This is a genomic window from Stenotrophomonas maltophilia, assembly GCF_900186865.1.
In the GTDB taxonomy this organism is placed as follows: domain Bacteria; phylum Pseudomonadota; class Gammaproteobacteria; order Xanthomonadales; family Xanthomonadaceae; genus Stenotrophomonas; species Stenotrophomonas maltophilia.
Genome location: NZ_LT906480.1, coordinates 2,707,703 through 2,725,580 on the forward strand (window position 1 = coordinate 2,707,703; position 17,878 = coordinate 2,725,580).

A 17,878-nucleotide genomic window follows, 5' to 3' on the forward strand; every position below is an offset into this window, starting at 1 on the left:
TCCTCCCCCTTGGGGCAGGGGCTCCCCCCTGCTGCCGGAGACCGTGATGATCCGTTGCCGTCTTTCGATGTGCCTGCTGGCCTGCCTGTTGCTGCTGGCCACTGTTGCTGCGTGGGCGGGCGACGTGCGCTTCAGTGGCGTACTGCCCAATGGAGCGCTGCTGCAGCAGAAGGTGGAGAGCATGCAGGAGCGGCGCTACCGCAACGTGGTACGCCAGCACACCGACTACAGCTGCGGGGCTGCGGCGCTGGCGACCATCCTTCGCCACGCCTACCACCTGCAGACCGACGAGGCGACGGTGATTGAAGGGATGATGGGGGTGTCCGATCCAGCGCTGGTGGCCGAACGCGGCTTCTCCCTGCTCGACATCAAGCGCTACGTGGAATCGCTGGGCATGCGTGGCCGGGGCTACCGCATCGATGAAACACGACTGCGCACCCTTCGCGTGCCGGGACTGGTGCTGATGGACGTGCGCGGTTTCCGCCATTTCGTGGTGCTCAAGCAGGTGCGCAACGGCATCGTGGAAGTGGCTGACCCGATCCTCGGCAACCGCAGCCTGGCGCTGCCGGAGTTCCTGGCCGCCTGGCCATCGCGCGCGGTCTTCGTGGTGATCGGCAGCGACTTCGATCGCAACACCGCTCTTCTGCAACCCAGCGAACGGCCCAGTGCCCGCGCGCTCTTCGCGCGGCAAGGGCCGATCACCGATGCCGAACTGGTGGACTTCGGCTTCAGCCACGCCGACCTGTTCTGAGGAGGTATGACCATGTTCCGCCAACACGTATGGATGGCTCTGCTGCTGATGGCCCCTGCCCTGCCCCTGCAGGCCGCCGACGGCAGGACCGGGCGTGGCCTCACGGAAATCCCCGATCCGGAGCTGAGCCTGATGCGGGGGCGCTACACCGTGGGCGGCAACAACGTCGCCTGGTTCGGGGTCACCATGGTGTCGCAGTGGCAGGCCAGCAACGGCACGACCCTGCAGGGCGGCCTGACCCTGGGCATGGACTTCCGTGGCGGTGGCGCGCCGAAACTCAGCTTCCAGCCCAGCGTGCATGTCACGGCAGCCGATGCGCCGCTGCCCGATACCCACGGACGCAGCATCGACAGCAGCGGCCTGGCCAACGCCAGCGGCCTGGTGCAAAGCGTGCAGGTGGCCGGCGATGGCAATCTCGCGCGCAACGTCACCACGCTGACGGTTCGCGAGGGTGGCGTGCCGGCGGCTCTTTCTGATGGCGCAGGCAATGTCAGTGCGCAGCAGGGCGGCGCCAGCGCGACGGCGGTGCTGGAAGGCAACCAGGCACGCCTGCTGCTGCAGGTGGACGGCCAGGGACTGGTACAGCAGTGGATCCGCAATGGCAGCGTCGGCCAGGGCATCGCCCTCGCCGGTGACGGCCAGATCGCCAGCAACCAGTTGCGGCTGGAGCTGGTGCGCAACGCCGTGGGCGGCAATCTGCCGTTGAGCCAGAACGTGGCCCAGGCGATTGCGTTGAACCGCGGCATGGGGCCGGGCCAGTAGCAGCGCCTGGCATTGGGGGAAACGCTCCACAACGCAGGACACGATCATGCACACCCTGATGAGGATCACTCCGTTGGCGCTGGCGGCGCTGGCGGGCACCGCCCTCGCCGCACCGACGACGCCGGACGATGGCGCTGACGTGCAGGCCCTGGCCAACCAGCTGGAACAGCTGAAGGCCAACTACGCACAGGAAGTGCGGCGGTTGCGCGAACTGGACATGCAGGTGCAGGCCATGCAGGCGCGCCTGGGCGGGCGGGTTGGCCCAGCCTCGACCCCGCCGGCCTCGCCATTGGCGCAGGCGGCGGCCGCCGCGGTTCCACCGAGCAGCGAGGGTTACGCCAGTACCGCCGCAGAAGCACAACAGGCCAGGCAGGAGTCGCGGCGCAGCGTGGACGATGTGAAGCAGCAGCAATCGGCCCTGTTCTCGCGTCGTTTCACCATCGAGAACAGCCTCACCTACGCACGCTACGACCGCAAGCAGCTCACCCTCAACGGCTTCCTCGCGTTGGACGCCATCTTCCTCGGCAATATCGCCATCGAGAACGTGGAGTCCGACTCGCTGACCTACAACGTGGCGGCCCGCTGGGGCGTCAGCCCGAACCTGACGCTCAACCTGGATGTGCCCTACCTGGCGGGGCGCACCGTGTACCAGAAAGGCGGCGCCGGCGGTGCAGCAGCCGCCATCGCGCAGGAGCAGACCAACGGCAACGGCCTGGGCGACATTGGCCTGAGCGCGAACTACCGGCTGTTCGGCGAACGCGGCTGGCGCCCGGAGACCGTGCTCACGGCCGGCGTCACCGCCCCCACCGGGCGCGCACCCTACGGCCTGGACTGGAAGGTGATCGAGCGCGATGACGATGACTACATCCGCTTCGCCGTGCCGCGCGAGCAGCCCACCGGCAACGGCGTATGGCAGGCCAACCTCGGCCTGTCGATGGTGAAGACCGCCGACCCGGCCATCCTGTTCGCCAATATCGGCTATGTGCACTCCATCCCGCGCGGATTCAACGACATCGACAGCAATCCGGACACGGTCAATCCGGGCGACGTGAAGCTGGGTGGCTCGGTGTACTTCGGCGCAGGCGTGGCCTTTGCGTTCAACGAGCGGACCAGCCTGAGCCTGTCCTTCAGTGACCGCACCAGCGCCCGCGCCTCCACCCGCTTCCAGGGCGGCAAGTGGATGAAGGTGATCGGCAGTGATGCCAATGCGGCATCCCTGAACCTGGGCGTGACTTATGCGTTGAACCAGCACACCACGCTGGTGACGCTGCTGGGCATCGGGCTGACCCCGGATGCGCCGGACTTCACGTTGGCGTTCAAGATTCCGTACATGTTGTAGCAACAGCGCCAGGCACGACGCTGCGCCGTGCATCGGCATGGCCCGGATTCATCTTCCGGCACCACAGCGGTCCCTGCCCGCTGCTATATTCAGTCCAGCTCGGCAGGCACGGTGCCTGCCCTCGAATCACAGGGAGTTGGACATGGGTCTGGTACAGGCGGTGAAGGGTGCGGTTGGCGGTGTGCTGGCCGACCAGTGGAAGGACTTCTACACCGTGCCGGCGGGCCTGCCGTCCACGGCCGCCCTGTTCGCGGCGGTGCCGCAGGGCACCAATGCCGGCCGCGGCTCCAACACCAGCGGCTCGTCCAACATCATCACCAACGGCTCGAAAATCATCGTGCCGGAGGGCTACGGCCTGCTGCTGTTCCAGGACGGCGCGATCACCGCATTCGTCGCCGAACCGGGTGGCTACGAGTGGCGCTCCGACGATCTGAACTCGCAGTCGATCTTCGCCGGCGACGGCCTGGTCAGCACCTTCATCAAGCAGAGCTGGGAACGCTTCAAGTTCGGCGGCCAGCCGGGCGCGCAGCAGGCGGCCTACTTCGTCTCGCTGAAGGAACTGCCGGACAACCGCTTCGGCACCCAGTCGGAAATCTACTGGGACGACGGTTTCCTCAATACCCAGGTCGGTGCGATCACCCGCGGCTCGTACACGCTGAAGATCGTCGACCCGATCCTGTTCGTGAAGAACTTCGTACCGGCCAGCTACCTGCGGCCGGGCCAGGTGTTCGACTTCACCGATCTGGACAACGCCGCTGCCAGCCAGCTGTTCAATGAAGTGGTCGGTTCGCTGGCCCCGGCCTTCAGCCTGTATACCAACGATCCGGGCAAGGGCAACCGCATCACCAAGCTGCAGCAGGACTCGCTGGGCTTCGCGCAGAGCCTGTCGGCCGCCGTCGAGCAGGGTTACCAGTGGAAGTCCGACCGCGGCCTGGCCATCGTCAAGACCGCCATCGTCTCGATCGAGTACGACGCCAACACCCGCGAACTGCTGAAGACCGTGCAGCGCGCCGATGCGCTGTCCGGTTCGCGCGGCAATTCCAACCTGCAGGCCAGCGTCGCCCAGGGCATCCAGTCGGCCGGCGAGAACGGCGGTGCGGCGGGCCTGGTCGGTGTCGGCATGGCCTCGGGCATGTTCGGTGTCGGCGGCATGCAGCAGCCGGCCACCCCGGCTGCCGACGATCCGGTCGCCAAGCTGAAGAAGGCCAAGGAAATGCTGGACCTGGGCTTGATCACCCAGAGCGATTACGACGCGCTCAAGGCCAAGGCACTGGGCCTGTAACAGCAGGACGCACAACCGACATGTCCGATCCCCGAAACGGCCCACCGCCGCTGCCCGGATCCGCGCCCGCGACGCCGCCGCCCTTGCCGGCGGCGTCGTTGGATGGGCCCGGTTCGCCGCAGGACGTCCCTCCCCTGCCCGGCAGCTTCCCGCTGGACACTTCGAAGCTGCCGCAGGCCATCCGCGATGAAGTGGAAGCGCCCGATCCCGTGGCCATCGATACCTCGGCCAGCGAGCTGAAGGACGGCCTCAACCGCTGCCCGAAGTGCGGCGCCACCGACATCCGGCCCAAGGCCGGCACCGACATCCTCGTCTGCCTGTACTGCCGTCACGAATGGCATGGCGCGCGGGTCGAGGAGGAATTCGGGCTGGGCGAGGCCATCGACCAGCTGCGCGGCACCGTCATCGCGTCCGGCGCACGCGACATCGATGCCGACACCTCGGCGTTGATGACGTTCAAGTGCACCGGCTGCGGCGCCGAAGTCACGGTCAATACCGAAAGCACGATGACGGCGCGCTGCCACTGGTGCCGCCACGTGTTCGGCGTCAACGAACAGATCAGCAATGGCGCGGTGCCTGATGCGGTGCTGCCCTTCCATATCAAGAAGGACGACGCGGTCGCGCGCATCCGCCAGTTCGTCGACAAGCGCCGCATGTTCGCGCTGAAGGCCTTCAAGGACCAGTTCACCCCGGAAAACGTGGTGGGCGTGTTCCTGCCCTACATGATCGTCGACAGCAATGTAAGCGCGGCCGTGGCCGGCAAGGGCGAGATCAAGACGCGCGAGTACACGGTGGGCAGCGAGAAGAACAAGCGCACCCTCTACGACGCCGATGTCTACCAGGTCGAACGCCAGGTCGATTTCACCGTTGATGACCTGCCGCTGGAATCCTCGGCCGAGCGCGGCAATCTGGACACCCGCGCCAACACCAACAACATCATCAACACCATCCTGCCGTTCGATACCAAGAACGCGGTGAAGTGGAACGCGTCCTATCTGGCCGGCTTCACTTCGGAGAAGCGCAACCTGGACGTGGAGAAACTGCGGCCGCGACTGGAAGACCAGCTGCTGTCGATTGCCCGCGCGCAGGTGGAAGGTTCGGTGAAGCGCTACAACCGTGGCGTGCGCTGGGAGCAGGAACAGCTGGAGGTGCATGGCACCCGCTGGGTGTCGATGTACCTGCCGGTGTGGTTGTACTCCTACCACCAGCCCGGAAAGAACGGCGGCATGCTGCACTACATCGCAGTGAACGGCCGTACCGGCGAAACCATGGGCAGCGTGCCCGTGCAGCAATGGAAGATGCTGCTGGCGGCACTGGCCACCGGCACCGTCATTGAAGCCCTCGCAATTGCCTTCCTGGTGGCATCGACATGAGCGACGACAGTGGCCTCTGGCTGTTGGCGGCAGGTCCAGCCGGCGCAACCGCGCTGTACTGGGCGCTGTACCGCTATTACCGCAACACCGACAAATCACATTCCTTCGAGCACGAGACCGAAATCGAGGCACAGCCCGTGACCGGTTCGGACCAGCAGGTGGGCCGGGTCACCGGCACCGAGGAAAAGCGCATCCGCGGTGACAACGTGTATGAGTACCGGAAACGGGTGGTAAGGGTGAAACCCGACCCGTAGCGCCAGGCCATGCCTGGCTGCTGGAAGTGCCCGGCCGCTGGCCGGCATTCCTTCGGTTTCTGGGCGCCAAGTGGGAGCCGGCCAGCGGCCGGCACTACCCTTCGCTGGGCTGCCCCAGCGCACACCCTCACACCGTCTCCCACCCCACCGGTTCGATACTCGCGCGGTCCACCCTTCCGAGGATGCTGCGATGGCTGCCGTGCTCGCCCGTACCTGCCTGTCCGCGTTGTGCTGCCTGGCCCTGCCCGCCCTGGCCCAGGACGCCTCGTTCGGCTTCGGCGAACAGACCACCCACACCGACCAGACCACGCAATCCAGCAGCAGCCAGACCCAGAGCAGTGGCGCGGTGACCACCCAGACCATCACCAGCGGCAGCTCGCAGTCCGAGTCACGCAGCGAAAGCAAAGAGATCGACTTGGGCTTCGGTTTCCACGACGACAACGACGACTGGGGCCACGACCGCCACCGTGGCGGCCGCGATGTGCGCGACAGCGATCTGTTCGGCAGCTGGACGCTGGGCCAGGAGAACGGCAACACCTGCTCCATCGAGCTGAAGAACATCGAGTGGTTCGGCGGCTACAGTGCCTACGTGCCCGCCGGCTGCCCGGATGGCTTCTTCTCGGCCAACCGTTGGGTACTGTCGGGCAATCAGCTGCTGCTCACCGACACCAGCAACACCGTGTTCGGGCGCTTCCGCGCGTCAGGCGGTGGGCGCTGGACGGGGTACCGTGAATCGGATGGGGCGCGTTTGTACCTCAATCCCAAGGGGCGCTGATCGCACCGTGCACACAGTAGGCACGCGCTGATCAGGAAGATCAGGAATCCGCCTCACCCCGCCGCCGAAATGTCCGCTCCCACAGGTTCCCGTCTGGTCATCTACGCCGCCCTCGCGGGCAACCTGGCCATCGCCATCGCCAAGTTCATTGCTGCCGGCATCTCCGGCAGCTCGGCCATGCTCAGTGAGGGCGTGCATTCGCTGGTCGACACATTGAATGAACTCCTGCTGCTGTACGGCCTGCGCCGCGCCGGCAAGGCGCCAGACCCCGTGCATCCGTTCGGCTACGGCCGAGAGCTGTACTTCTGGAGCTTCATCGTCGCCCTGCTGGTGTTCGCCGCCGGCGCCGGTGTTTCGGCCTACGAGGGCATCCAGCACATCCGCCGGCCGGAGCCGGCCACCAACCACGCGTTGAGCTACAGCGTGCTGGGCATCTCCATCCTGTTCGAGGGAGCTTCATGGTGGATCGCGCTACGGGAGTTCCGGCGTACCAAGGGCAAACTGGGCTACTTCGAAGCCTTCCGTCGCAGCAAGGACCCGTCCACCTTCACCGTGCTGCTGGAGGATAGCGCGGCCCTGCTGGGCCTGGGTTTCGCGCTGATCGGGCTCGTGGCCGCCCAGGTCCTGGACATGCCGGTGCTTGATGGTGTGGCGTCGCTGTGCATCGCTGGCGTGCTTGCCGCCACCGCCTTTCTTCTCGCACGCGAAACCAAGGGACTGCTGGTGGGTGAGCCGGCCCACCCGGCCGTGGCCGAGCGGATCATGGCCGTGGCGGAAACCGATCCGGACCTGCGCCGCGCAAATGGCGTGACCACCATGCAGATGGGCCCCGAACAGGTTGTGGCCATGCTCAGCGCCGAGTTCGAGGATGACCGGAAGACACCGCAGATCGAGGCGTGCATCACCCGCATCGAATCAGCCGTGAAGCGCGAGTATCCGGAACTGGTGGCACTGTTCATCAAGCCGCAGACGCCCGAGGTCTACGCCGCCCGGCGCGCCACGCTGGCGGTACCGCCCGCGCCGGAATGACGCTGCGTCTGCGCCCGTTTCACCAGTCCAATGCCACAGTGCCACCAACATCTGCCCGAGCCTGCCTCTACCGTGCCGGATTGGTTGCCCGCCTCTCTTCAGATCCTCCCGCGCAGCTTCTACCGGCGCCCGCCCGTTGAGGTTGCGCCCGAGCTGCTCAACAAACTTCTGGTCCGTGACGATGGCCGAACGGGTCGCATCGTTGAAGTCGAAGCGTACGCGGGCAGCGTCGATCCGGCGGCGCACTCCTATCGCGGGCAGACGCCGCGCACGGCCAGCATGTTCGGCGAGGCCGGCCACCTGTATGTCTACTTCACTTACGGCATGCACTGGGGCAGCAACGTTGTCTGCGGCGAAGTGGGTGAAGGCGTGGCGGTGCTGCTGCGGGCCATCGAGCCGCTGCTGGGCCTGGAGCGCATGCGCGAACTGCGTCCCGCCGCGCGCCGCGACCACGATCTGGCCAGCGGGCCCGGCAAGCTCTCGCAGGCCTTCGGGCTGGACCGCAGCTTCGACGGCGCTGATCTGGTGACCGGCAACCACGGCATTGTCATCGCCAGCGACGGCGTGCCGCCGCCGGAGGATCCAGTGGTTGGGCCCCGCATCGGCATCACCCGCGCTGTTGATTTCCCCTGGCGTTGGCACATCCGTGATCACCGTCACGTATCGATCCAGCCACGTCGCGCTTCCGCCCCAGCGAGTAAACGATGATGACCCCGCTCGACAAGCCACTGCGCCGCGAACTGCACATCGACGGCCAACCCTACACTCTCACCGTGGCCCCTGAGGGCCTCAAGCTGGTTGAGAAGGGGCGACGCAAGGGCATCACACTGCGCTGGCAGGACCTGGTATCCGGAGACGCTGCACTGGCCACCGCCTTGCAGGCATCGCTCCAACAGCACTGAGCCGGCGCGCCCACCTCACATCGGCATCACCCCGCCGTGGCGATACATAACGGCGAGCACACTAGCGTAGCGCCAGACAGCCGCTGCAACCGCCCTCGCCACCCAGCCCTGAAAAGCGCCATGGACGAAGCCGAACGACTGCTCGAAATCGAACGACTGCACCTGTTGGATACGCCACCGGAGCCGGTGTTCGATGCCATCGTCGCCGCGGCCCGCGCCGCGACCGGACTGACCATGGGCCTGATCACCGTGGTGGCCGAAGACCGCCAATGGTTCAAGGCCAACATCGGCCTGGAGGGCGTCAGCGAGACCGCCCGCGAGATCTCCTTCTGCACCCATGCCATACGCCAGGACGAGCTGTTCGAGATTCCCGATGCGCGCCAGGACCCACGCTTTTCCACCAATCCACTGGTCACCGGTGGGCCGCGCATCCGCCACTACGCCGGCATTCCCCTGGGATCGACGCACGGCGCACGCATCGGCACGCTGTGCCTGCTCGACCCGATGCCCGGCGTGCTGTCACCCTCCCAGCGCGAACTGATGGTGCATCTGGCTCGGGTCACCACCCAGGTGCTGGAACAGCGCAGCACCCTCATGGCGCAGGTTGGCCAGGCCAAGGCGCTGCATCGCGAGCTGAAACGCAGTGTGGACTTCCTGGAGCGTACCAACCGTGCCGCACGGGTAGGCGGCTGGGAGATGGACCTGCTGACCAACGAGGTGCGCTGGACACGGGAAACCAAGCAGTTGCATGGCGTACGCAGCAACTTCACGCCCACGTTGGAGACCGCACTCTCGTTCTATCGCGAGGACAGCCGCAATATCATCCAGGCGGCGGTACAGCGCTGCATCGACGAGGGGACATCCTGGGAAGTACAGCTGCCGATGACCACGGCCGACGGGCGCGCGATCTGGACCCGGGTGGTCGGCAGCCGGCAACAGGTCGACGGCCATCCGCGCCTGGTCGGGGCGATCCAGGACATCACGGACGAACGAGCCGCGCTGGACGCGCTGGAAGCGAGCGAAACCCGCTACCGTCGGCTGTTCCACTACAGCCTGGGCCTGATCTGCACCCACACGCTGGATGGGACATTGACCTCGGTGAATCCGGCGGCGGTGCAGTCGCTGGGCTTCGAGGAAAGCCAGATGATCGGGCGCAGCCTGTGTGACTTGATGCCGCCGGAAAAACGCGAAGGCTTCAGGGCCTACCTCGCCCGGATCCAGGCAAACCACACCGACGCTGGCGTGATCGAGCTGATTGCCGCCGATGGTACGCGCCACTACTGGGCGTACCACAACGTGCTCGACAACGAAGCCAGCCCGCCCTACGTGCTGGGGCATGCACAGGACGTCACCGCGCTGAGGATGCAGGAGCAGCAGCTGCGCGACATGTCCTTCAAGGATCCGCTCACGCAGTGCTACAACCGGCGTTACCTGCACCGGCTGGATGAACTGATTGACGAGCGCTGGGCCTGCGTGATGTTCGATCTGGACCATTTCAAGCACATCAACGACACCCAGGGCCACCGCCGTGGCGATGCCGTGCTGGTCGAGTTCGCCACCTTCCTGCGCTCGCCGCTGGGCAAGGACGAGACCGTGGTACGGCTGGGGGGCGACGAGTTCATGGTAGTGCTGGTCGCGCCAGCGAATGGCCGCCTGAGCGAACTCGAGCACTGGTACCAGGACCACGCCGCGCTTTCGCCCAGCGCGTTCTCGATGGGCGCGGCCATCAACACGGCCGGTGAGCCCGTGGCCGACACCATCCAGAAGGCGGACAGCCGCCTGTACCGAACCCGCGCGCGCGTGCGTCGGGAGCGACGCGAGGACCCTGCCGCGCGTTGATCAAGCCCGCACCGTCACCCAGGCCGGCGCGTGGTCGCTGGCCTTTTCCTGCAGCCGCACCCAACGGTCGACGCCCGCATCCTTCAGTCGCTCCGCCAATACGGGATTCAACAGCAGATGATCGATGCGCAGCCCACGGTCGCGCTCGGCGTGCTGGCGGAAATAGTCCCAGAAGGTGTAGATCGTGGCGTCGCCGTGCACCTTCCGCAGCGCATCGGTCCAGCCCTGCGCGAGCAGCCGTTCGAAGGCATCGCGAACCTCGGGCTGGAACAGCGCATCGCGCCGCCAGGCCTTGGGATCATAGACATCGGCGTCTGTGGGAATCACGTTGAAATCACCCAGCAGCAGCGCCGGGTGCGGCAGCTCGACCAGGCTGCGTGCATGCCGGATCAGGCGTTCCATCCAGCGCAGCTTGTAGTCGAACTTGGGCCCGGGCTGCGGGTTGCCGTTGGGCAGGTAGAGGGCACCCACGATGACGCCGTGCACCGCCGCCTCCAGGTAGCGACTCTGCGTATCCTTGGGTTCGCCCGGCAATCGGCGGCGGCTCTCGACCGGCATGGTCCCCCGGGCCAGCAGCGCCACGCCGTTCCAGCGCGCCTCACCCTGCCAGAGCGCACCGTAGCCGGCCTCTTCCAATGCCGCAGCGGGAAACGCGGCGTCGGTGGCCTTCAGCTCCTGCAGGGCAACCACGTCCGGCGATTCCCTGTGCAGCCAGTCCAGCAGCTGCGGCAGGCGCGTGCCGATGCCGTTGACGTTGAACGTCGCAATACGAAGCGTTTTGCGGCGGGGCATGGATAAAGGCTCCTCGGCGCAGCGGGACGAGCATTCACTCTGCGCGCCCGGGCATGCACGGGCCGTGGATGCCACGTCATGATGCGGTGCCATTCGGTTCACGAACCGCTGCCACGGCGCACAGCAGGCTGGTCACCCGTGAACAGTGCCGGAGAAGCCCCATGGCGGTGCGTCCGCTGCGCGCGATCTACCAGGTCGACCCGTATCTGTTCCGCGACAGCCAAGGCCGCGGCTGGGGCACCCTGGATGGCATCACCGAAAAGCTGGACTACCTGCAGTGGCTCGGCATCAGCCATGTGTGGCTGCTGCCGTTCTACTGCAACGCCGGCCGTGATGGCGGCTACGATGTCACCGATCACTACCGCATCGATCCACGCCTGGGCGACGAGACCGCCTTCCAGCGCCTGGTCGATGCGGCCGACGCGCGCGGCATCGGCATCATCGTCGAACTGGTGATGCAGCACACCGCCAGCGCGCACCCGTGGTTCGTCGCCGCACAGCAGGGCGACCCGGCCTGGCGCCGCTGGTACCTGTGGAGCGACCACATGCCTGACGACGGCCTGCAGCCGATGTTCCCGCCGATCGAGGCCTCTGTCTGGACATGGGATGCCACGGCCGGCGCGTTCAACCGGCACATGTTCTACCGGCACGAGCCAGACCTCGACCTGGCCCATGCCCCGGTACGCGAGGAACTGCTGCGGGTAATGACGTTCTGGCTGCAGCGTGGCGTGGCCGGCTTCCGCGTGGACGCCGTTCCGTACATGGTCGAGCGCGCCCGCCACGCCGACCCGCGCGACGACGGGCTGTGGCTGCTGGAGGCGATGCGCGCCACGGCAGACGCGCAGCAACCAGGGCTGCCACTGATCGGCGAAGCGGATGTCCGCGCGTCCCACTACGGTGACTTCCTGTGCCACGGGCGGCGGCTTTCGCACCTGCTGGATTTCCACCTCAACAATCATTTCTTCCTCGCACTGGCACGTGGCGATGCCAGCGAAGTGGCGCGGGTCATGGCCGAGTACGGCCCGCACGCGCCGCCGGACACACGCATTGCCTGGCTGCGCAACAATGATGAACTGGACCTTGAGCAGTTGGAGCCGGATGAGCGCGAAGCGGTGATGGAACGCTTCGCCCCTGAGCGTGGCATGCGCATCTATGGCCGTGGCATCCGCCGCCGGCTGGCACCGATGCTGGAGGGCGACATCGCATGGCAGGCCATGGCCTGGGCGGCGCTGCTGTCGCTGGGCCAGGTGCCGGTGATCCGCTATGGCGAAGAGATCGGCCTCGGTGATTGCCTGGAACTGCCCGAACGCAATGCCGTGCGCATGCCGATGCACTGGCATAACGGCCTAGGGGCTGGGTTCACCGACGAACCGCGGCATGCCTGGCGCGCGCCACCGGCAGACGGCCCCTACGGTTACCGCACGGTGAACGTCGAGGCGCAACGCGCGACGCCAGGTTCACTGCTGCTGCGGGTGCGCGAGCTGCTGCAGCAGCGCAATGCACATTCCGTGCTGCAGCAGGGTCCTCACACGCTCGACCAACCCTCACCTGCGCTGCTGATGCTCCGCTACGGTGAGGCACCTCATCAGGCACTGGCACTGATCAACTTCGGCGACGAGCCGGTCGAGGTGGACGTGCCCCTGCGCGGCCCGCTGAACACGCTGGTGGGCCACGGCGCCAAACTGCAGGGTCGCCGCTGTTACCTGCAGGGTCACGGCTATACGTGGCTGGCTGCCGAAGGTGCCTGAGTGCGCAGCGCGGGCAGCACGTGTTCGGCGAAGTCGTCGATGAAGCGTTCCTGCTCGCGGTTCACGTTGTGCAGGTAGATGCGATCGAACCCCAGTCCCTGCAGCTCCTGCAGCCAGGCCCGATGCTGGCCCAGGTCTGCCGAGACATGCACGTGCTGGCGCACCACCTCGGCGCTGACCGATCGGGCCTGTGCTTCGAACTGTTCGGGCTGGTCCAGGCCTTCGGCCAGTTCCGGCGACAGCACGTTGGCACTCCACTGCTCCATCGCACCTTCCAGCGCCGCCTGTTCGGCGCGCGCGTAGGAGAGCTTGGCCTGCAGGTACATCGGCTTGCCCCTGCCACCGCCTTCCTCGAACGCCGCAACCACACGCCGCAACTGCGCCAGCGGTTGGCTGATGGTGATCAGGCCATCGGCCCACCCCCCATCCAGCGTGCGGTTTCCTCGGTGACGGCCGCCCCCAGCAGCGGCAGGGGAAGCGCCGGTCGGCTGTACAGGCGTGCCTTGCGCACCTGGAAGCCACCGTCGTGGTCGACCTGCTCGCCACCCCACAGCCGCCGCATCACCTCGGCCGCATCGCGCAGTGCCTTCTGCCGCTCGCGCTTGGCTGGCCACGGCTGGCCGGTGATGCGCTCGTTCAGGGCCTCGCCGGTACCCAGCGCCAGCCAGATCCGGCCCGGCGCCAACTGCTCCAGCGTCGCCGCTGCCTGCGCCACCAATGCCGGGTGCTGGCGCAGCATCGGGCAGGTCACCATGCCCAGGGTCAGCGCGCTCTGCACCGCCAGCGCGCCGGCCCACACCCAGCTGTGGCCGGACTGCCCTTGCGCAGTCGTCCATGGGTGGAAATGGTCCGAGCACATCACGGCCTCGAATCCCGCCTGTTCGGCGCGCAGCGCCAGGCCCAGCAAGGTGGCGGGCGGGAACTGCTCATGCGATGCGTGGTAGCCGATGGTCATCACGGATTCCGTGCGGGGACTGGACACGATGGCAACACCCCTCCAGCTAAAACCGCGTCATGGAAACGAACGCTTCCTGCATCGGGCATCGACGCTGGGCTATCGCCGAGGGCTACATTCCAGCCTGGAGCAACGGCCCGTCACCGGAGATGCAGAGTCACGAAACCTGCTGCGTACTCAATGCCGGCGACGAGCCCGCGCATGTCACGCTGACCCTCTACTTCGAAGACCGTGATCCGGTGGGCCCCTACCGGGTCACCGTGCCGGCGCGACGCACCTGTCACCTGCGCTTCAACGACCTGCAGGATCCGGCGCCGGTGCCGCGCGGCACCGGCTTTGCCACCCTCGTTGAATCCGACCAGCCGATCATCGTGCAGCACACGCGGCTGGATTCACGGCAACCGGCCAACAGCATCATGACCACGATCGCCCATCCGTTGTGAAGTCCTCCGCGCAGGCGTCCACGCTGCAACGACACCGCGCCCTCCGGCCGTTTACCCGTATGGAGGGAGACTGGCGCCGGTTTCCTTCCGGAGAGTGACGATGGCCCTGCCCGACTACCCACGCCCGCCCTTCCCCGCCCAACAGCAATCCTTCCCCGGCAAGACCGCGCAGATGCAACCGCGTCCGGACCACGGCGAAGACAGCTACCGCGGCCATGGCTTGTTGCAGGGCAAAAAGGCACTGATCACCGGCGGTGACAGCGGCATCGGCGCAGCCGTGGCCATCGCCTTTGCGCGCGAAGGCGCCGACGTTGCCATCGCGTTCCTCGATGGTGAGCAGGACGATGCCCGCCATGTGCAGCAGCAGATCGAACAGGCCGGGCGCAAGGCCGTGCTGGTGCCGTGTGACATCAGCGACCCGGCACAGGCGCGCTCGCTCGTGGACCGCGTGGCCAGCGAACTGGACGGCCTCGACATCCTGGTCAACAACGCGGCCTACCAGCGCTACTACGAGCACTTCGACGACATCACCCTGGATGACTGGAAGCGGACGTTCGATACCAATGTCCATGCCGTGTTCAATCTGACCCGATTGTGCGTCCCGCACCTGCGCGGTGGCGGCGCGATCATCAACACCGCATCGGTCAATTCCAAGCGGCCGACCCCGAACATCCTTCCGTACTCCGCGACCAAGGGCGCAGTGGCCAACCTGACGCTGGGGCTGGCGGGCCTGCTGGCCGAGCATCAGATCCGCGTCAATGCGGTGCTGCCCGGCCCGATCTGGACGCCGTTCATTCCGGCAGGCATGGCCGCCGAGGAGGTCGAGCAGTTCGGCTCGCAGACGCCGTTCGGCCGCCCCGGGCAGCCAGCCGAACTGGCATCGGCCTATGTGATGCTGGCTTCGGACAGTGCCAGTTATACCTCTGGTGCACTGCTGACCATTTCTGGCGGCGCGGCGACGCTGTAGCCTCCATGACCGGATTGCCTGCCTGGATCGAGGACTGGCTGACCGTGGTTGTGCCGGTGGCCGAGGTGGTGGCCATCCTCGGCGTCGCGTGGGTGATGGTGCGTGCGCTGGCGTGGCTGCTGGTGCAGGCCCGGCAGCGCGGCAGGCTGGCTCCAGAGCTTCATGTCGGCCTGCGTCGCGGCGGTGCCTTGCTGCTGTATCTGGCGGCCGCGCTGCTGATACTGGAGCGGTTGGGCGTTTCGCGCTCGGTGCTGTGGACCGCGCTGACTGGGTTCATGGCCGTCGGCGCGGTGGCGTTCTTTGCCGCGTGGAGCGTGTTGTCCAACCTGTTCTGTTCGTTCCTGATCGTCGCCACGCGCCCGTTCCGCATCAATGACACCATCGAAGTGCTGGAAAGCGTGGACAAACCGGGCCTGTGCGGCCAGGTGGTGGACATCAACCTGATCTACACCACGCTGAGTGATCGTGGCGAAGGCGCGCGCGGTTGCCTGCTGCGTGTGCCCAACTCGTTGTTCTTCCAGCGCATCACCCGGCACTGGGGCGACAGCGGATATTCGCAGCTGCCAGGAAGCGTGGCGATCAAAGGCAAGGCGCGCTGAGTCGCTGTAGCGCCGAGCCCATGCTCGGCTCGCTGCGCGCGGCGCAGGGCGCAGGGCGCATCGCCGTCTGAACGGAGAGCAGCCGAGCGTGGGTTCGGCTTTACACGTGCCATAGCAGGCGAGCCTACTCCGCCGCCAATGCCTGGATCGGGTCCAGCTGTGCGGCATTGCGGGCCGGGAAGTAGCCGAAACCCAGCCCGATTGCAGACGAACATGCCAGCGCGGCGAGCACCGGCCCAGGCGTGAACAGGAACGGCACCCCCAGTGACAGCAGACTGGACAAGGCTCCCACGCCCAACGCGGACAACACGCCCAGCACCCCACCGAACAGGCAGATCAGCACGGCCTCGATCAGGAACTGGCGCAGGATGTCGCCCTGCCGAGCCCCCACCGCCAACCGCACACCGATCTCGCGCACGCGCTCCTTCACCGACACCAGCATGATGTTCATCACGCCCACGCCACCGACCACCAGCGCCACCGCCGCAATCGCCGAGACCAGCGCCGCCATGGTCTGGCTGGACTTCATCACCGCCTTGCGGATCTGGTCCGAGTTGTAGATGAAGAAATCGCGGCGCCCATGCAGCCGCTGCAGTTCCGCACCCAGCGAGGCCTCAGCTGCACGGGTTGGTACGTCATCGCGCACGCGTACGGTGATGCTCTCCAGCCGCTGGCTGCCAAGCAGGCGCGAGGCCGCCGAGGTGTAAGGCACGTAGACCGTGGGCGTCGCGCCGCCTGCGAATGCACTGGCACCCACCACCCCGATCACGTCCACCGGCATGCCGCCCAGCAGCACCGTGCCGCCGATCGGATTGCCGTTGAACAATGCCTTGGCCGCCTTCTGGTCGAGCACGGCCACCGCGCGATGCGCCTCCACCTCGGCATCGGTGAAGAACCGGCCCGCCTTCAGGCGCAGCCCGCGCACGCGGGGTAGATCAGCGCCCACGCCAAGCACCTGTGTGTTGGCGCGCCGGTTGCCCTGCAGAGCGGCCACCGAGCTGCTCAGGTTGGGGCTTACGCTGTCTACGTAACTCAATGCGGCCAGGTGATCGGCATCGTCCACGACCAGCGTTTCAATCTCGGCCGAGCGCGGGTCGCCGAAATCCGCACCCGGGAAGATCTCCAGCGTACTGGCACCCAGTTCGTTGATCTGTGACTCGACCTGCGCCCGTGCGCCCTTGCCCAACGCAACCACGGTCACCACCGCAGCCACGCCGATGATGATGCCCAGCATGGTCAGCAAGGTGCGCAGGCGATGGGCCAGCATCGAACGTACCGCCATCCGTGCCGCTTCCCTGGTCGCATCCAGGCGCGCGCGGCGCTCGGCGCCCGGTTCCGTGCCGCGCGCGGGCGCGACGGCTTGGCGTGCAACCGCGGGATCACCCGTACCACAGTCGGATACGACCCGGCCGTCTGCGATCTCGATCACGCGTGAAGCGTGCGCGGCAGTCGCCGCATCATGGGTCACCAGGATCACGGTATGGCCCTGCGCATGCAGGCGCTTGAGTTCGGCCATCACCTGCCTGCCGCTGGCATGATCCAGCGCGCCGGTCGGCTCGTCGGCCAGCACGATGGCGCCGCCGTTCATCAGCGAACGCGCAATGGAAACGCGCTGCTGCTGGCCGCCGGACAGCTGGCTGGGCCGGTTCGCGGTCCGCTCGCCCAGGCCAAGCGTTTCCAGCAGCAGGCGGGCACGCGTGGTGCGCGCATCGGCCTCCACCCCGGCATAGACTGCCGGCAGTGCCACATTCTCCGTGGCGCTCAGGTTCTCCATCAGGTTGTAGCGCTGGAAGATGAAACCGAAATGCTCGCGACGCAGGTGCGCCAGTTCATCGGGCGACATCTGCTCGGTTGCGGCGCCGTGCACGCGGTAGCTGCCTTCGGTTGGCCGGTCCAGGCAGCCCAGGATGTTCATCAGCGTGGATTTTCCCGAACCGGACGGGCCGATGATGGCGATGAACTCGCCCGCCGCGATGCGCAGCGACACGTCCTTCAACACCACCACCTCGCCGGCGGCCGAGCGGTAGGCGCGCGATACGCCATGCAGTTCCAGCAGCGCGTCGGCCAT

At 66.7% G+C, this 17,878-nt stretch carries 19 protein-coding genes; 15 read left to right on the forward strand and 4 right to left on the reverse strand.

Going from position 1 to position 17,878, the window contains the following annotated elements; translation table 11 throughout:
- Positions 1–46 precede the first annotated feature (46 nt).
- The 11 genes from CKW06_RS13000 to CKW06_RS13050 all read left to right on the forward strand — a co-directional run bounded on the left by CKW06_RS13000 (position 47) and on the right by CKW06_RS13050 (position 10,306).
- Positions 47–751, forward strand: coding sequence for a C39 family peptidase (locus tag CKW06_RS13000; protein WP_024957185.1), 705 nt, complete (start codon positions 47–49; stop codon positions 749–751).
- A gap of 12 nt (positions 752–763) precedes the next feature.
- Positions 764–1,513, forward strand: a complete 750-nt coding sequence (locus CKW06_RS13005; protein ID WP_024957184.1) for a hypothetical protein — start codon at positions 764–766, stop codon at positions 1,511–1,513.
- Between the two features lie 46 nt (positions 1,514–1,559).
- Positions 1,560–2,852 carry a transporter gene (locus tag CKW06_RS13010; RefSeq protein ID WP_024957183.1) on the forward strand — a complete coding sequence of 431 codons (1,293 nt, stop codon included), beginning with the start codon at positions 1,560–1,562 and terminating at the stop codon, positions 2,850–2,852.
- A gap of 142 nt (positions 2,853–2,994) precedes the next feature.
- A complete protein-coding gene (locus tag CKW06_RS13015; RefSeq protein ID WP_005409782.1) occupies positions 2,995–4,134 on the forward strand; it encodes an SPFH domain-containing protein in 1,140 nt (379 codons plus the stop codon).
- A 20-nt stretch (positions 4,135–4,154) separates the two neighbouring features.
- A complete protein-coding gene (locus CKW06_RS13020; RefSeq protein WP_005409783.1) occupies positions 4,155–5,507 on the forward strand; it encodes a membrane protein in 1,353 nt (450 codons plus the stop codon).
- The gene (locus CKW06_RS13025; protein WP_005409784.1) at positions 5,504–5,761 is read left to right on the forward strand and encodes a hypothetical protein; all 258 of its coding nucleotides are present in this window, start codon (positions 5,504–5,506) and stop codon (positions 5,759–5,761) included. The genes CKW06_RS13020 and CKW06_RS13025 overlap by 4 nt, the downstream gene beginning before the upstream one ends.
- A 190-nt stretch (positions 5,762–5,951) precedes the next feature.
- Complete coding sequence (locus tag CKW06_RS13030) at positions 5,952–6,536, forward strand: AprI/Inh family metalloprotease inhibitor (RefSeq protein WP_024957182.1); 585 nt, start codon at positions 5,952–5,954, stop codon at positions 6,534–6,536.
- Between the two features lie 69 nt (positions 6,537–6,605).
- A complete protein-coding gene (locus CKW06_RS13035; RefSeq protein WP_024957181.1) occupies positions 6,606–7,565 on the forward strand; it encodes a cation diffusion facilitator family transporter in 960 nt (319 codons plus the stop codon).
- A 72-nt stretch (positions 7,566–7,637) separates the two neighbouring features.
- Positions 7,638–8,273 carry a DNA-3-methyladenine glycosylase gene (locus CKW06_RS13040; protein WP_024957180.1) on the forward strand — a complete coding sequence of 212 codons (636 nt, stop codon included), beginning with the start codon at positions 7,638–7,640 and terminating at the stop codon, positions 8,271–8,273.
- Positions 8,273–8,467 carry a hypothetical protein gene (locus CKW06_RS13045; protein WP_005413550.1) on the forward strand — a complete coding sequence of 65 codons (195 nt, stop codon included), beginning with the start codon at positions 8,273–8,275 and terminating at the stop codon, positions 8,465–8,467. The genes CKW06_RS13040 and CKW06_RS13045 overlap by 1 nt, the downstream gene beginning before the upstream one ends.
- Positions 8,468–8,587: 120 nt before the next feature.
- On the forward strand, positions 8,588–10,306 hold the full coding sequence (locus CKW06_RS13050; RefSeq protein ID WP_024957179.1) for a sensor domain-containing diguanylate cyclase: 1,719 nt from the start codon (positions 8,588–8,590) through the stop codon (positions 10,304–10,306).
- Here the strand turns inward: CKW06_RS13050 and xth are convergent, their stop codons facing one another.
- Positions 10,307–11,098, reverse strand: a complete 792-nt coding sequence (gene xth / locus CKW06_RS13055) for an exodeoxyribonuclease III (RefSeq protein ID WP_005413552.1) — start codon at positions 11,096–11,098, stop codon at positions 10,307–10,309.
- 161 nt (positions 11,099–11,259) lie between these two features.
- Here xth and CKW06_RS13060 point away from each other — a divergent pair, with 161 nt between their 5' ends.
- Entirely contained in the window at positions 11,260–12,846 is a 1,587-nt protein-coding gene (locus CKW06_RS13060) for an alpha-amylase family protein (RefSeq protein WP_024957178.1), read from the forward strand.
- Here the strand turns inward: CKW06_RS13060 and CKW06_RS23965 are convergent.
- Positions 12,816–13,223: a hypothetical protein gene (locus CKW06_RS23965; protein ID WP_231910763.1), complete on the reverse strand. Its 408-nt coding sequence runs from the start codon at positions 13,221–13,223 to the stop codon at positions 12,816–12,818. The genes CKW06_RS13060 and CKW06_RS23965 overlap by 31 nt on opposite strands.
- 26 nt (positions 13,224–13,249) lie before the next feature.
- Positions 13,250–13,801 (reverse strand): LLM class flavin-dependent oxidoreductase, encoded by a 552-nt coding sequence (locus CKW06_RS23970; protein ID WP_231910765.1) that lies wholly within the window; start codon positions 13,799–13,801, stop codon positions 13,250–13,252.
- 59 nt (positions 13,802–13,860) lie between these two features.
- Here CKW06_RS23970 and CKW06_RS13070 point away from each other — a divergent pair, with 59 nt between their 5' ends.
- The 3 genes from CKW06_RS13070 to CKW06_RS13080 all read left to right on the forward strand — a co-directional run bounded on the left by CKW06_RS13070 (position 13,861) and on the right by CKW06_RS13080 (position 15,810).
- A complete protein-coding gene (locus tag CKW06_RS13070; RefSeq protein WP_005409793.1) occupies positions 13,861–14,244 on the forward strand; it encodes a sensory rhodopsin transducer in 384 nt (127 codons plus the stop codon).
- A gap of 100 nt (positions 14,245–14,344) precedes the next feature.
- The gene (locus CKW06_RS13075) at positions 14,345–15,211 is read left to right on the forward strand and encodes a glucose 1-dehydrogenase (protein ID WP_012480369.1); all 867 of its coding nucleotides are present in this window, start codon (positions 14,345–14,347) and stop codon (positions 15,209–15,211) included.
- A gap of 5 nt (positions 15,212–15,216) precedes the next feature.
- A complete protein-coding gene (locus CKW06_RS13080; protein ID WP_038645996.1) occupies positions 15,217–15,810 on the forward strand; it encodes a mechanosensitive ion channel domain-containing protein in 594 nt (197 codons plus the stop codon).
- Positions 15,811–15,934: 124 nt separating this feature from the next.
- On the opposite strand, the gene CKW06_RS13085 is transcribed toward CKW06_RS13080, so the two are convergent.
- Positions 15,935–17,878 carry a MacB family efflux pump subunit gene (locus CKW06_RS13085; protein WP_038645999.1) on the reverse strand — a complete coding sequence of 648 codons (1,944 nt, stop codon included), beginning with the start codon at positions 17,876–17,878 and terminating at the stop codon, positions 15,935–15,937.